Source organism: Bradyrhizobium sp. CCBAU 65884 (genome assembly GCF_028128835.1).
Taxonomy (GTDB): Bacteria; Pseudomonadota; Alphaproteobacteria; order Rhizobiales; family Xanthobacteraceae; genus Bradyrhizobium; species Bradyrhizobium ottawaense.
Map to the genome: position 1 here is coordinate 113,146 of NZ_LBJU01000116.1, position 14,319 is coordinate 127,464.

Below are 14,319 nucleotides of genomic sequence, written 5' to 3' on the forward strand. Positions count from 1 at the left end.
GCTCCGGTTCTGCTCATCAGAACCGAAGCTCCAAAGCGCGATGCGATTAGGATGAATCGTCATCGCGCTTTGGGTTGGTTTAAGCATGATCTTTTCGGAAAACCGCTGCGCACTTTTCCGGATTATGCTCCAGGTCCGGATGTCAGCTTCCGGGCGGGGTATACGAAGAACGCAGCTTCGCCGCGTTCTGGCGAACCTGCTTGATCTCGTCCTGCGTGAACAACCTGGTCAGTTTCACATTCTGCAGGGTGCCGGCGGTGACGGTCAGGCCGGAAATGGCCGGCGCCGCACCCGGATCAGGCACATCGAAAATCACCAAAACGCCTGGGCCGTCGGCCGCAACGCTGTACATCGAAAGCAGCTTTCCGCCGGCCGCTTCGATGAGCTTTCGTGCCGCCTCCTGGCGATCGGTCGTGGGATTCTCCAAAATGGCATTGAGAGCGCGTGGGGTGTACTGTCCGGTGAGGCAAAAATGCATGGCATGTTCTCCTCTGGTTTTTTGGCAATGATTCTCCCTGCCGTTCCGAACTGATCGTTACGGCCGCTGCATCTGAAGTGATGAAGGTACTGCCCGCCGTGGGCATAAACGCCGCCGATGATTTCCGGGAGGTCGGCACGTCCCGGTGACGGCTCTCATGGAAGGCTACATCAACTCCCGAACGTGCGGAAGAGAATTCATCAGCCGCGACATGTCGACCGATCAGTTATCGAATACCGCATGGCGATGGATGAATTGTTTTTCCATCCTTTGCTCTTTCGCTACGGCGGACTAGCTTGCCCACCCAACGAGATCATCGCCTGCTGAACCGCCGCTCGCGCGCCTTGTAGAGATGATCGCTGATCAATTGCCGGAGCGCTGCCGGATCATCGAATTCGAGCTGCACGGCGAACGGCACGATGCTGTCAGGCACGCCTTCACGGCCGCGGAGGCGCGCGAGATCCTTTTCCGTCGTCACCAGTGTGTGCTGCTCGCGCTGCGCCTCCGCTGCGAGAGCTGCGATCTCGTCGTTTGAAAACATGTGGTGATCGGCGAAGGCGCGCGTGCGCGCGACCTCGATGCCGCAGGCGCGCAAGCTGCGGAAAAATCGTTCGGGATCGCCAATGCCCGCGAATGCGAACACCGGCTTGCCCAAAAGTCTTGCGACCGACCCGGCGTCCGGCTTCAGGCGCGCACGCAGCTCCGGCTTGTCGCGCTTGGCAAGCTCGGTCGCGACATCGTTGGCGGCGCAGCCGTCGCCGATCAACACCAGCGCGTCGGTGCGCGCAAGCTGCGCCTTCAGCGGCGCGCGCAGCGGGCCGGCGGGAAATACCTTGCCGTTGCCGAGGCCACGTTCGCTATCGATCACGATCAGCGAGGTGTCCTTGACCAGGCGCGGGTTCTGAAAGCCATCGTCCATCAGGATGACGGTGGCACCTTGCGATTTGGCGAGCGCGACACCCTCGAGGCGGTCCCGCGCGACAGCGACCGGGACGTCGCGCGCCATCATCAAGGGCTCGTCGCCGACGTCGGAAGCGGTGTGGCGCGCGCGGTCGACCATGACCGGGCCCTTCAGCCGTCCGCCATAGCCGCGACTGAGCACCACCGGCGTCTCGCCAAGCTCGCGCAAAAGCTTCGTCAGCGCCAGCACGGTCGGCGTCTTGCCGGCGCCGCCGACGTGATAATTGCCGACGCAGATCACGGGGATGCCGGCATCCACGCCTTTGCGCAGCATGCGCCGTTCGGTGATCGCGCCGTAGAGCGCTCCGAGCGGCCATAACGCGTACGACTGGAGGGAACGTGGCCGGTACCAGAAGGCCGGCTCACGCATTGGCGGCTCCCATCTCGATCCGCAGCTGCAGCAGATACGGCTCGAGTGCGATCATGGTGCGATCGAGCGCGCCGCCGAGCTCCTCGACCACGCCGCTGCCTGCGCGCTGCATCTTGTCGCGCAAGGTGGGATCGGCCAGCAGCTGGCCGAGCTGCTTGACCAGCGCCTCCTGCGTGTCGGCCTGGCGCGCACCGCCGCTGCCGTCGAGCGCCTCATAGACATCGGCGAAGTTGAAGACGTGTGGGCCATGCACGATCGCGGCCCCGAGCTTGATCGCCTCGATCGGGTTCTGCCCGCCATGACGGATCAGCGATCCGCCCATGAACACGATCGGCGACAGCCGGTAGAACAGGCCGAGCTCGCCCATGGTGTCGGCGACATAGATATCGGTGGTCGCGGTCGGCAGCTCCTCGCGCGAGCGCAATGCCGGCTTCAGGCCTGAGGCCGTGATCAGGCCGGCGATCGAGGAGCCGCGATCGGGATGCCGCGGCACGATCACGGTGAGGAGCTGCGGGAAGAAGCCGGAGAGGCCGCGATGCGCGGCGACCAGCATCTCGTCCTCGCCCGGGTGGGTCGAGGCCGCGACGATGATGGGGCGCCCGCGCGTCATCGCCATCAGCCGTTCGAGCTTGGCGGGATCGGCCGGCGGCGCCGGCACGTCGAGCTTGAGGTTGCCCGTGGTGACGACGTCGCGGCCGCCGAGCGTGGAGAAGCGCTCGGCATCGGTCTTCGACTGCGCAAGGCAGATGTCGAAACGCGACAGCAGCGCCGAGATGGTGCCCTGCATGCGCCGCCAGCGCGGGAAGGAGCGCGGCGACATCCGCCCGTTGATCAGCACCATCGGCACCCGGCGCGTCGCGCCCGCCAGGATCAGGTTCGGCCACAGATCGGATTCGATGAACAGCGCCAGCGACGGCTTCCAATGATCGAGGAAGCGCGCGACATAGCGCGGCGAATCATACGGCACGTATTGATGGATGACGTCGGGCGGAAAGCGCTTTGCGACCACTGCGGCCGAGGTGACGGTGCCCGAGGTGAGCAGGATGCGTAAGTTGAGATCGCGCAGGCGCTCGATCAGCCCCGCCGCGGCCAGCACCTCGCCGACACTGGCGCCGTGGATCCAGACCAGCGGACCATGCGGCCGCACGTCTCGGGACAGGCCGCGCCGCTCGCCGACGCGCGCGGGATCCTCCTTGCCCTGCTTCAGCCGCCGCTTGATCAGCGCCGGCGCAAGCGGCACCAGGCCGGAGGCCAGGCGCCGGTACATCCGCAGCGTGATCGGCAGCGCAATGGGCAGCGATTTAGGCATCTTCCGGTCCCGGGCGGCCGAGTTGCGCATAGGCGCGGCGGGTCGCCTCGTTCAACGTGTCTTCCAGCTCCTGCCGCAGCGCTTCCATCATGGCGGCGTCGGCGTCCGGCGGAACGTGGATTTCCTTGATGCCGACCAATGCGCCCCGCCCGAATGGCAAATTGATGGTGGTGCGGTCCCAGTTCTTGAGCCGGACGAAGCGGCTGGTCGCCATCGCGAAAGGCATGATCGGCCGCCCCGATTCCCGTGCCAGCATGATGATGCCGAGCCCGGCCACGCGCGAGCGCTTGGGGACATCGGCGGTCAGCGCGACATTACAACCGGTCTGGAGCGTGCGCACCATTTCCTTGAAGGCGCCGACCCCGCCCTTGCGGTGGAAGGCGCCGCCATGATCGCCGGAACCGCGGATGGTGCCGATGCCGAGCCGCTCGGCGGCGATCGCATTGAACTCGCCGTCGCGGTGGCGGGAGATCAGGACCTTGGCGCGATAGGAAGCCTTGTTCTGGTTCTTGATGAAGGGCGTGAGGAAATGCTGGCCGTGCCAGAACGCGAAGATCGCAGGGAGCTGCGGCTCAACCTGCGCATAGACGTCGGGCGGATCCAACGTGAATTTGTTGGTCCGCCAGACCAGACGCAGATATTCGGCCGCCAGGACCCCGACGGCACGCTGAACGAAGCTGCTTCGCAGCGTATTGCGAAGCAGTTTTTTCAACGCGCCGGTTCTTGATTCGGGTCGAGCAACCGGTGGAGATGGACGATGAAATAGCGCATCTGCGCGTTGTCGACCGTGCTCTGCGCCTTGGCCCGCCAGGCGGCATGAGCGGTCGCATAATTCGGATAGAGGCCGACGATCTCGACGTCGTCGAGATTCTTGAAGACGTTCTGCTCGAGATCGACGAGCTCCCCGCCGATGACGAGGTGAAGCAGTTGTTGCGGGGCACTATCTGGCATGAGTTCTGTTCCTAGCGGGCTGCCCGGCAAAAGCAGTGTTCGACGAGCACGACGAAAAGCGCTTTAGGCCAAGGGACGGTTTCGAAAATGCGCGACAATGCCCGCATGACGATCGCGTCCCGCTGCCACCAGCACCCCGTGCGCCACTTCCCGGCGGTTATAGAGGATGGGTTCTCCGGAGAGGTCGCTCATCCTACCATCGGCTTCCTGCACGATCAAATCGGCCGCCGCAAGGTCCCAATCATGGCTGTTGCCCCCCGCAAAAGCCGCATCCAGCGCGCCGTGGGCGACCCGGCACAGGCGTAGCGCGAGCGAACCGATTCGCGGATGCAGCTTGATCTCGCGGCCGGAGCTGTTGAGCCGCTCGACCATGGGTTTCGGGCCGGCGACACGGGAGAAGTCGAGCGCCGATCCGGGCGAAGCCTGCACGGCTGCGCCGTTGAGCGTGGTGCCCTGGCCGCGTGCGGCGAAGAAGAACTCATCGGTCGTCGGCGCGAACACCGCGGCCAGCACGGGCGCGGCATCCTCGACCAGCGCGACGCTGACGCACCAATCGTCGTGGCCGTTGAGGTAGTTGCGCGTGCCATCGATGGGATCGACGATCCAGGTCAGCCGCCGCGACAGCCGGGCCGCATCGTCGGCGCTCTCCTCCGAGAGCCAGCCATAATCCGGCGTCGCACTGCGCAGGCGCGTTTCGAGCAGGTCGTTGACGGCGATGTCGGCTTCCGAGACCGGCGAGGACGCACCCTTGGTCCACTTCTTCAGCTCGGTGCGGAACATCGAGTGCGCCAGCGCGCCCGCTTCCCGCACCGTGTCCTGCAGCAGCGCCGCATCGCGCGTCAGGATGGTTTCGCCCGGGGCGTTCGCCTCAACGTCCGCCAAGCGTCAATCCCTCGATGCGCACCGTCGGCGCATTGATGCCGTAGCGGAACTCGAGATTGTTCGCGGGCTGCATCGACTTGAAGATCTCGAACAGATGGCCGGCGATCGTCACCTCGCTGACGGGATAGGTGATCTCGCCGTTCTCGATCCAGAAGCCGGAAGCGCCGCGGCTGTAATCGCCGGTGACGCCGTTCACGCCGGAGCCGATCAGATCGGTGACGTAGAAGCCCTGCTTGATATCGGAGATCAGCTCGGCCGGGCTCGGCGTGCCGGGCTCGAGATGCAGATTGTACGGCCCGGGCGAAGGCGAGGAAGAAACGCCGCGGTGGGCATGGCCGGTGGTGGCAAGGCCGAGCTCGCGCGCAGTGGCGCAGTCGAGCAGCCAGGTCGTCAGCACGCCCTCGTCGATCAGCGCGATCTTCTTCACGGCAACGCCTTCGGCGTCGAACGTCTGCGAGCGCAGGCCGCGCTTGCGCAGGGGATCGTCGATGATGCGGATGTTCTTCGCAAACAGCTGCTGGCCGAGCTTGTCCTTGAGGAAGCTGGTCTTGCGCGCGATCGAGGCGCCGTTGATGGCGCCGACGACATGACCGACCAGGGAGCCGGCGACGCGCGGATCGAACACGACGGGCACCTTGCAGGTCTCGACCTTGCGCGGATTGGAGCGCGCCACGGTGCGCTCGCCGGCGGAACGGCCGACGATCTCCGGCGACAACAGGTCCGCGCCATGCGGCGCCGAGGTGAAGTCGTAATCGCGCTCCATGCCGGTGCCTTCGCCCGAGATGGCGGTGGCCGAGATGCCCTGGCTGGAGCGCAAATAGGAGCCGTGGAAGCCGGTCGAGGTGACCAGCACCATGCCGCCCATGCCCGCGGACGCCGAGGCGCCGCCGGATTTGGTGACGCCCTTCACGGCGAGGGCCGCAGCCTCGGCTGCGAGTGCGCGGCGCTCGAGCTCGCTGGTGGCAGGCACATCGGGATCGAGCAGATCGAGATCGGGGAAGTCGCGTGCGAGCAGCGCGGGATCGGCGAGCCCGACATATTTGTCGTCGGGCGCAACGCGCGCCATCGCGACAGCGCGTTCGGCAAGCTTGGTCACGGCATCGCCGCTGACGTCGTTGGTCGAGACCACCGCCTGGCGCTGGCCGACCAGCACGCGCAAGCCGACGTCGTCACCCTCGGAGCGCTCGGATTCCTCGACGCGTCCGTCGCGCACCTCGACGCCTTGCGAGACGCCGCGCACCGCGACCGCGTCGGCCGCATCCGCGCCGGCGCGCTTGGCCGCCTCCACCAGCCGCTGCGCCAGATCCGACAAGGCGGACTGGTCGAACAGGTCACGGCTGGCCTTTGACCCCTTGGCGGAATCCTTGGACGAAAGCGTCGAGCTTGCGGATGGTGAAGAGTTCACGAACGAAATCCTGTTGGGGCGGGGGTTCGGGACCGGAACCCACAGATGTGCCCTGATCGCGCGGACTTCAAGCATTTTCAGCCCGCCAAAAGCTCAGATTCGCACCTTTGGCGCAACGTCTCGTCAATCATGCGCGCCAAGGTCTTGTCAATCATGAGCAGCAGTGACGGTGGGTTAACCAGCCTTTTTAAGCGGTTTCGGAAAGCCGCGCGCTAAGGTCCTCGCATCGACCGGGAACATAATCCCGGCGGGGAGAACTAAAGCCGTGAGGCGTCAAACAGCAACATGCGGGGTCGCTCCCGCCGGGTCGAGCCGCTCTCTGCGGCTCGACCCCCTTTCCCTTCCGGTCCGCTTCGATGCGCACGATCCGCGCGCCGACGGACATGTCAGGCAGATCGAGCTTCATCGCGAACGCGTCGTGCTTCGCCGTGCCGTTCGCGGCATGCAGATGGCGATCAACGTCCGCGTCCGCGACTTCACAGGCGTCGCACTGCGCGGCAATGACGAAGCGCAGGCCATCGTCCTGGTGCATCGCGATCCCTCGCTCTCCGTTCCGCTGCTCGTCGGCGCGGAAGGCGACGAGCTCGTCGAGGCCTTGGCGATCTGGAGCGAGCTGTTCGCGCTTCCGCAGCTCGACGAAGGTGCGCGCAAGCCCGCAGCCCGCCGCCGCCGCGCCAATGCGATCCGCGCCCGCCGTCCGAAATTCCTGATGCGCCGCCGCGTTGCGATGGCGCGCGAGCTGTCGGTTCATCGCGAAGAACGCGAGATCATCGCGAGGAATTAATCGGCATTCACAGGTGCCGTAGGGTGGGCAAAGCGAAGCGTGCCCACCTTATTTGTCAATCATTGAGAGATCGTGGGCACGGCGCAAGGGCGCCTTTGCCCACCCTACGAGATCTACGCCGACCGCATCACCGCGTCCGCGAGCAATCCCGCGAACAGCAACAAGCCCGCATATTTGTTCGACTTGAACAGGCGCAGGCACAGCTCGGGATCGTCGATCCGCAAGCGCATGATCTGCGATGCCAGGTGCACGGCGAAGGCGATCAGCCCGAGCCAGGCCGGCCAGCGAGCATCGCCTGAGGCCAGCGCGACGCCGATCAACATCACAGCGAGCCCGTAGAACAGGATCAGCGCCTGGTGCGTGTGCGCGCCGAACAGGCGCGCGGTGGACTTGATGCCGATCAGCGCGTCGTCCTCGGCGTCCTGATGCGCGTAGATCGTATCATAGCCGATCACCCATGAAATCGCGCCGGCATAGAGCACCATCGCGGTGACGTCGATGCGGCCGAAGGTGACGGCAAATCCCATCAGGGCGCCCCAGGAGAAGGCAAGCCCGAGCACGATCTGCGGCCACCAGGTGATGCGCTTCATGAAGGGGTAGATCGCGACGATCAGGAGCGAAGCGATGCCGGTCGCAATCGCGAAGCGGTTGAACTGCAGCAGCACGATAAGGCCGATCAGCGCCTGCACGACCATCCAAGCCAGCGCCTGCTTCGTGCTCACCTGGCCCGAGGGCAGCGGCCGCGAGCGGGTGCGCTCGACCCTGGCGTCGAGGTCGCGGTCGGTGATGTCGTTCCAGGTGCAGCCCGCCCCGCGCATCACGAAGGCGCCGATGAAGAACAGCACGATGGTGAGCGGCAGTCCGCGGACGTCATGCGCCATGCCGCTCGCGAGCGCCGCCGACCACCAGCACGGCATCAACAGCAGCCATGAGCCGATCGGACGATCGAAGCGGGACAATCGCAAATAAGGCCGCGCCCATGGCGGCGCGAGCGTATCGACCCAGTTGCCGGTGGAATCGGCAACGCGGGCGGATGTGCTAGTGCCCAGTTTTCGAAGTTCGTATTCCATCGCGGCGTATTCCGGTACGAACTTCGAAAACTACAAGGGCACTAGCAAGAAATTATAATTCACGTGCCGCTTGTCGATTTGAAGTTCCCATGAGGATCTCGCGGCAAGCACCGTAGGAACTTCAAATCGGCGGCACGTGTATCATCGGGTCAGGACGTTGCCGTTGAGCGTGTCGAAGGTGCTGCCGCCCTTCTTGCCGGCATTGGCCTCAGGCGCCGAGCCTGAACCGAGCACCTCGCTCAGCGACGGGCCGGCCGGACCGCGCGGCTGGTTCTGCATCTGCTGCGCGACGTTGCAGACCTTCGTCGCCATGGCCTCGGTATTCTTGTGACCGTCCTTCATCTGCGCGCCGATCTGCGCCGGGATTCCGCATTTGGCGGCGTGGGACTCGATGTACTTGATCATCTTGGTCTCTGCCTGGCTGAAATTGCGGATCAGCTTGCAGGCTTCGTCCGGCGGCGCATGACGGTCGCTCGCGGCCTTGATCAGCTTGCCGCGCTTCTCGGCTTCCTCGCGCAGAGGAATGAAAGCCTTCATGCAGTCCTCGCCGGGGCCGCCCTGGGTCGGCGGGGCCGCGCTGAACGCGCCAGCGCCGCCGACGGGCGCGGCGCCATTCACGGGAAAGGACGATTGCGGTGCCGTGCCGACCGAAGCGGTCGGCGCCGAGCCGTTCACCGGGGGAAACGCGGAACTGGTGGCGGCCTGGTTCGGCAGCGGCGCCGGGAAGGCGCTTTGCGCGTAGGCGCCCGCGGTGCTCAGGGTGACCATGGCGGCAGTGATCGGAACCATCAAATGACGGATCATCAGGAGAGTCTCTCCGGCAGGAGCTACGGGGTTCAGCGTCTTCCCAATTGAAGCGCAACCAGCGTGTTCGCGTTTTTACGATTCCCGCCGGCGCTTAACAACCCGTTGAATAGGGCAAGAGCGCGGCGCGGGGACGCACCATTTCGGCAATATTTACCCCCGGAATGGCTGCTTTCGGTTAAGAACGGCCCCAAATCGGACCCCTGAACGATGCCCTCCCACGATTTTCGCGCTCCCCGCCTGTTCGTCGACGCTCCTCTTGCCCAGGACGCCAGGATCCCGCTCGACCGCGACCAGAGCAATTATCTCGGCAATGTGCTGCGACTTGCCGCCGGAGCCGAGGTTCTGGCCTTCAACGGCCGGGACGGCGAGTGGCAGGCCGCCATCGAAGGTCGCAAGCGGCCGGACGGTCTCGTGATCCTGCAGCAGACCCGGCTCCAGGACGGACTGCCCGACGTCGCCTACGTTTACGCCCCGCTCAAGCATGCCCGGCTGGATTACATGGTCCAGAAGGCCATCGAGATGGGCGCAGCCGCCCTGCAGCCGGTCCTGACCCGGTTCACCCAGCCCTCCCGGGTCAACACCGAGCGGATGCGCGCGAATGTCGTCGAGGCGGCCGAGCAATGCGGCATTTTGAGCATCGCCATGGTCGCCGAGCCGGTGCCGCTGGAGCGGTATCTCAGTCAGCGCCCTGCGGGCCGCCTGCTGATCTTCTGCGACGAGGCGGCGGAGGTGCAAAACCCGGTGCAAAGCCTGCAAGACGCCCGCGAGGCCGGACAGGGGATCGACGTGCTGATCGGCCCCGAAGGCGGCTTTGCCGAGGAAGAGCGGGCCCTGCTGCTGCGGCAGCCCAGGATCCTCCGGCTGGCGCTCGGCCCGCGGATCATGCGGGCCGATACCGCCGCCGTGGCCGCCCTGGCGCTGGTACAGGCGGTGCTGGGCGATTGGGGCAATGCCAGCTGATCCCGGCGTTGCCCGCCTGTTAAGCGATTGATCCTTTGGAGGTCGAAACCGCTTTCGGGCCATGCTAAGGGCTGCGCAATTCGCCTGCCTCCCCTTGCCCTGCCCGGTTCCACCGGGACGATGGACCCAGTTATGACCGCGACTGCCACCTCAAATGCTGCCGGCTCCGCCGCTTGGGCGGATACGCTGCTGTTGTCGTTCGCGCAGGCCGGTTACGTCAGGGCCGAGCCCGCCATCCTGCAGCCGGCCGAGCCGTTCCTGGACCTCTCCGGCGAGGACATCCGCAAGAGCCTGTACCTGACCACGGACCTCACGGGCGAGGAGCTCTGCCTGCGCCCGGACCTGACCATTCCGGTGGCGCGCGATTACCTGACCTCCGGTCGTGCCGGCCAGCCGGCCGGGTTCAGCTATCTCGGCCCGGTGTTTCGCTACCGCAGCGGTCAAGCCAGCGAATTCCTGCAGGCCGGCATCGAATCGTTCGGCCGCCAGGACCGCGCCGCGGCCGACGCCGAGACGTTGGCGCTCGGGCTCGAAGCGACCGCGGCCTTCGGTGTCCGCGACGTCGAGATCCGCACCGGCGACGTGGCGCTGTTCAACGCGCTGCTCGATGCGCTCGACCTCTATCCGGTCTGGCGCCGCCGCCTGGTCAAGGATTTCAACCGCAAGATCAGCCTGGAAAAGGATCTGGAACGGCTGGCGGCCGCGACCACCGCGACCCGCAGCGAATATGAGGGCGTGCTCGCCGCCCTCGCCGGCTCCGACCGCAAGGCGGCGCTCGCCTTCGTCACCGATCTGATGTCGATCGCCGGCACCACCAATGTCGGGGGACGCACCACGGCCGAGATCGCCGACCGCTTCCTCGAGCAATCGACGCTGAAGGGCGGCGCGCTGCCGCGCGAGGCGATTGCCGTGCTCAAGCGCTTCCTGACGATTGCAGGCAATCCCGACGATGCCATCGCCGAGCTGCGCGCGCTCACTGCCGACGCCAGGCTCGACCTCACGGCAGCGATTGATCAGTTCGAGAGCCGGGTCGGCTTCATGGCGGCGCGCGGCATCGACGTGAAGCAGACGCGCTTCTCGACCGCGTTCGGACGCGGCCTCGACTATTACACCGGCTTCGAATTCGAACTGCATCACCGGGGCAACGGCGCCGAGCCGCTGGTCGCCGGCGGCCGCTATGACGGGCTGATGACCCAGCTTGGATCGAGAGAACCGATCCCTGCGGTCGGCTTCTCGGTCTGGGTGGATGCGCTGACGAAGATCGGCCGCAAGGTGGGAGCTTAAGTCATGAGCGCGCCATTCGTTCTGGCCGTTCCCTCCAAGGGCCGCCTGCAGGAAAACACCGAGGCCTTCTTCGCCCGTGCCGGGCTCAAGCTGTCGAAGGCCGGCGGCGCCCGCGACTATCGCGGCACGCTTGCAGGCCTCGACAATGTCGAGGTCGCCTATCTCTCGGCGAGCGAGATCGCCTCGCAACTGTCGCGCGGCCTCGCGCATCTCGGCGTCACCGGGGAAGACCTGGTGCGCGAGAACATCGCCGACGCCGACAAGCGCGTGTCGCTGATCGATGGGCTCGGCTTCGGCTATGCCGACGTCGTCGTCGCGGTGCCGCAGGCCTGGATCGACGTTCGCACCATGGCCGACCTCGACGACGTCACCACCGGCTTCCGCGAGCAGCATCACATGCGGATGCGGGTCGCGACCAAGTTCATCAACCTCACCCGCACCTTCTTCCAGAGCCACGGCATCACCGATTACCGCATCGTTGAAAGTAGCGGCGCGACCGAAGGCGCGCCGGCGGCCGGCAGCGCCGAGCTGATCGTCGACATCACCACGACGGGCGCGACGCTCGCCGCCAACGGCTTGCGGGTGCTCGACGACGGCGTGATCCTGCGCAGCCAGGCCAATCTGGTCGCCTCGAAAGAGGCCGACTGGACGCCGCAGGCGCGGGAGACCGCGCGCGTCATCCTCGATCACATCGCAGCAAGGGCGCGAGCCAACAAGTATCGCGAGGTCCGCACCCGCTTCCGGCAATGCGACGCGGCGCTGCTCGGCGAAGCCCATGGCCGGTTCGGCGTCGAGGCCCCGTTCGGCGGGCCGACCTCGTCGGGCATGTTGACGTTGCACTGCCCGCCGGGACAGCTCTATGCGCTGGCAAGCTTCCTGCGCGAGCATGGCGCCGAGACCGTCTCGGTGGTTTCGCTCGACTACGTGTTCGACCGGGAGAACCCGCTGTTCGCCAAGCTGGAGGCGTTCCTGCGGCAGTGAGCCTCAGGCCGTTCGGCTTTTCCGTTCAGCTTTGCGACAGCAAACGGCAGCTACCATATGCTGTTAAGATGACTTTGAACGCTTCTGGAACTTGATCGATGACGCTGGGCTCTGACGTTTCCGGCATGACGACGACCGCAGGCACCGCCGCGGCGAAGGGACTGTCGATCGTCGTCCCCGTCTACAACGAGGCGGCGGGCCTCGCCGCCCTGCACCAGCGCATCTGCGATCTGGCAAAAACCTTGCGGGAGCGCTATCGGCTGGCTTGCGAGGTCGTCTATGTCGACGACGGCAGCAAGGATGCGACGCTGGCGATCGCCCGCGCGCTGCCGGCCGACGCGATCGACGTCCAGGTGGTGTCGCTGTCGCGCAATTTCGGCAAGGAAGCGGCGCTGATGGCCGGCCTCGACCATGCCCGGCTCGGCGCCGTCATGTTCATGGACGGCGACGGCCAGCATCCGCCGGCCCTGATCGAACAGCTGGTGCGGCACTGGATCGATGACGGCTATGACGTCGTCTACACCGCCAAGGCGCATCGCGACAACGAGACCTTCCTGCGCCGGGTCGCCGTGCACGGCTTCTACGCTCTGATCAATTGGGGGGCACGGCAGAAGATTCCCGAGGACGCCGGCGACTTCCGCCTGCTGTCGCCGCGCGCGGTCACGGCGCTCAGGCAGCTGCCCGAGCGCAACCGGTTCTTCAAGGGCCTCGCCAGCTGGATCGGCTTCCGCCAGATCCGCGTCGACTACGAGCCGTCCGCGCGCGCCCATGGCGTCACCACCTTCAACGCCGCAAGCCTGCTCGGCCTGTCGATCGAGGGCCTGACCTCGTTTTCGGTGGCCCCCCTGCGCTTCGCCAGCCTGCTCGGCGTCATTCTCGCCGGGGGCGCCTTCCTGTTCGGCCTTTCGATCCTCTGGGAGGTGTTCACGACCGGCAAGCAGGTGCCCGGCTATCCCTCGCTCGTGATCGGCCTGATGACGATCGGCGGCGTGCAGCTCATCATGATCGGCATCGTCGGCGAATATATCGGCAAGATCCTCTCCGAGTTGAAGGCGCGCCCGATCTACTTCGTCGCCGAGCATAGTGAAAAGCACTTCGAAGCGGCGCAGGACGCTTCGAGCGACGCCGCGAAGAGGACGGCGGCCGAATGAGCGCGGCCGCGGGTCTGCGGCGGATCTGGCTCTGTGCCGACGATTACGGCATCAGCCCGGGCGTCAACCGCGCCATCCGCGACCTGATCGAACGCGGCCGCCTCAACGCCACCTCGGTGATGATGGTGGGGCCTGCAATCGCGCGCAGCGAGGTCGAGGCGCTTCAGGCCTCGGCGAAGACGAGCCCGCGCTGCGCGATCGGATTGCACGTGACGCTGTCGGCGCCGTTCCGCCCCCTCACCATGCATTTCCGCCCGCTCGACGGCGACATGTTCATGCCGTTTCCGAAGCTGCTGCGCGCGGGCATTTTGCGGCGGCTCGACCGCGAATTCTTCCGCAACGAGGTGAAGGCGCAGCTCGCCGCCTTCGCCGAAGCGTTCGGGCGCGCGCCTGACTTCGTCGACGGCCATCAGCATGTGCAGCTCTATCCGCAGGTGCGCGACGGCTTTGTCGATGCGGTCCGCGAAGGCGCGCCGAACGCCTGGGTGCGCCAGGGCGGCCGCGACCTGCCGCTCAAGCAGCGGCTGGCCTCACCCAAGGCCATCGTGCTCGACGTCCTCAGCGCGCAATTCCGCCGCCGTGCCGGCAGCGCGGGGCTCAGCTTCAACCCGGGCTTTGCCGGCGCCTATGACTTCACGCGGGCGGCCGATTTTGGCGAGCTGATGCGGCAATTCCTGGAAGGCTTGCCGGATGGCGGCCTCGTGATGTGCCACCCCGGCTTCGTCGACGATGTCCTCGCCGGCCTCGATCCGATGACGGATGTCCGCGAACGCGAGCACGCCTATCTGGCGGGCGACGCCTTCGCGCGTCTGCTGGCGGACAGCGGCGCCACGCTGGGATGACACCGGCAAGCCGCGGGGCAGCTTGTCGCATACCGAAATTTAATCCGGCCGGCACTGTTGGGGCCACAATGGAACCCTACATCTG

Annotated in this window: 15 protein-coding genes; 6 read left to right on the forward strand and 9 right to left on the reverse strand. The window is 66.0% G+C overall.

Annotation, left to right across the window (positions count from 1 at the left end; translation table 11 throughout):
* Nucleotides 1-142 precede the first annotated feature (142 nt).
* The 7 genes from XI03_RS18400 to XI03_RS18430 all read right to left on the reverse strand — a co-directional run bounded on the left by XI03_RS18400 (nucleotide 143) and on the right by XI03_RS18430 (nucleotide 6,355).
* On the reverse strand, nucleotides 143-478 hold the full coding sequence (locus tag XI03_RS18400) for a GYD domain-containing protein (protein WP_018321923.1): 336 nt from the start codon (nucleotides 476-478) through the stop codon (nucleotides 143-145).
* A gap of 313 nt (nucleotides 479-791) precedes the next feature.
* Nucleotides 792-1,808 (reverse strand): tetraacyldisaccharide 4'-kinase, encoded by a 1,017-nt coding sequence (gene lpxK, locus XI03_RS18405; RefSeq protein WP_271592874.1) that lies wholly within the window; start codon nucleotides 1,806-1,808, stop codon nucleotides 792-794.
* Nucleotides 1,801-3,147 carry a 3-deoxy-D-manno-octulosonic acid transferase gene (locus XI03_RS18410; RefSeq protein WP_271592875.1) on the reverse strand — a complete coding sequence of 449 codons (1,347 nt, stop codon included), beginning with the start codon at nucleotides 3,145-3,147 and terminating at the stop codon, nucleotides 1,801-1,803. The genes lpxK and XI03_RS18410 overlap by 8 nt, the downstream gene beginning before the upstream one ends.
* Nucleotides 3,110-3,829: a lysophospholipid acyltransferase family protein gene (locus XI03_RS18415; RefSeq protein ID WP_028140110.1), complete on the reverse strand. Its 720-nt coding sequence runs from the start codon at nucleotides 3,827-3,829 to the stop codon at nucleotides 3,110-3,112. Before XI03_RS18415 ends, XI03_RS18410 begins: the two co-directional genes overlap by 38 nt.
* Nucleotides 3,826-4,068: a DUF4170 domain-containing protein gene (locus XI03_RS18420; RefSeq protein WP_028134338.1), complete on the reverse strand. Its 243-nt coding sequence runs from the start codon at nucleotides 4,066-4,068 to the stop codon at nucleotides 3,826-3,828. The genes XI03_RS18415 and XI03_RS18420 overlap by 4 nt, the downstream gene beginning before the upstream one ends.
* A 63-nt stretch (nucleotides 4,069-4,131) precedes the next feature.
* The gene (locus tag XI03_RS18425; RefSeq protein ID WP_370126368.1) at nucleotides 4,132-4,878 is read right to left on the reverse strand and encodes a 3'(2'),5'-bisphosphate nucleotidase CysQ; all 747 of its coding nucleotides are present in this window, start codon (nucleotides 4,876-4,878) and stop codon (nucleotides 4,132-4,134) included.
* A gap of 58 nt (nucleotides 4,879-4,936) precedes the next feature.
* Nucleotides 4,937-6,355 (reverse strand): TldD/PmbA family protein, encoded by a 1,419-nt coding sequence (locus XI03_RS18430; protein ID WP_161966344.1) that lies wholly within the window; start codon nucleotides 6,353-6,355, stop codon nucleotides 4,937-4,939.
* Nucleotides 6,356-6,620: 265 nt separating this feature from the next.
* Between XI03_RS18430 and XI03_RS18435 the strand changes: the two genes are divergently transcribed.
* Nucleotides 6,621-7,139: a DUF6101 family protein gene (locus XI03_RS18435; RefSeq protein WP_271592876.1), complete on the forward strand. Its 519-nt coding sequence runs from the start codon at nucleotides 6,621-6,623 to the stop codon at nucleotides 7,137-7,139.
* A gap of 113 nt (nucleotides 7,140-7,252) precedes the next feature.
* On the opposite strand, the gene ubiA is transcribed toward XI03_RS18435, so the two are convergent.
* Nucleotides 7,253-8,209 (reverse strand): 4-hydroxybenzoate octaprenyltransferase, encoded by a 957-nt coding sequence (gene ubiA, locus XI03_RS18440; protein WP_271592877.1) that lies wholly within the window; start codon nucleotides 8,207-8,209, stop codon nucleotides 7,253-7,255.
* Nucleotides 8,210-8,350: 141 nt separating this feature from the next.
* Complete coding sequence (locus XI03_RS18445; protein WP_028140105.1) at nucleotides 8,351-9,013, reverse strand: hypothetical protein; 663 nt, start codon at nucleotides 9,011-9,013, stop codon at nucleotides 8,351-8,353.
* A gap of 210 nt (nucleotides 9,014-9,223) precedes the next feature.
* Between XI03_RS18445 and XI03_RS18450 the strand changes: the two genes are divergently transcribed.
* The 5 genes from XI03_RS18450 (at nucleotide 9,224) to XI03_RS18470 (ending at nucleotide 14,234) form a co-directional block, all read left to right on the forward strand.
* Nucleotides 9,224-9,976 carry a 16S rRNA (uracil(1498)-N(3))-methyltransferase gene (locus tag XI03_RS18450; protein ID WP_271592878.1) on the forward strand — a complete coding sequence of 251 codons (753 nt, stop codon included), beginning with the start codon at nucleotides 9,224-9,226 and terminating at the stop codon, nucleotides 9,974-9,976.
* Nucleotides 9,977-10,108: 132 nt separating this feature from the next.
* Nucleotides 10,109-11,260, forward strand: a complete 1,152-nt coding sequence (locus tag XI03_RS18455; protein WP_271592879.1) for an ATP phosphoribosyltransferase regulatory subunit — start codon at nucleotides 10,109-10,111, stop codon at nucleotides 11,258-11,260.
* Between the two features lie 3 nt (nucleotides 11,261-11,263).
* On the forward strand, nucleotides 11,264-12,241 hold the full coding sequence (gene hisG / locus XI03_RS18460) for an ATP phosphoribosyltransferase (protein WP_028140102.1): 978 nt from the start codon (nucleotides 11,264-11,266) through the stop codon (nucleotides 12,239-12,241).
* A gap of 98 nt (nucleotides 12,242-12,339) precedes the next feature.
* Nucleotides 12,340-13,392 (forward strand): glycosyltransferase family 2 protein, encoded by a 1,053-nt coding sequence (locus XI03_RS18465; RefSeq protein WP_028140101.1) that lies wholly within the window; start codon nucleotides 12,340-12,342, stop codon nucleotides 13,390-13,392.
* A complete protein-coding gene (locus XI03_RS18470; protein WP_028140100.1) occupies nucleotides 13,389-14,234 on the forward strand; it encodes a ChbG/HpnK family deacetylase in 846 nt (281 codons plus the stop codon). The genes XI03_RS18465 and XI03_RS18470 overlap by 4 nt, the downstream gene beginning before the upstream one ends.
* Nucleotides 14,235-14,319 lie beyond the last annotated feature (85 nt).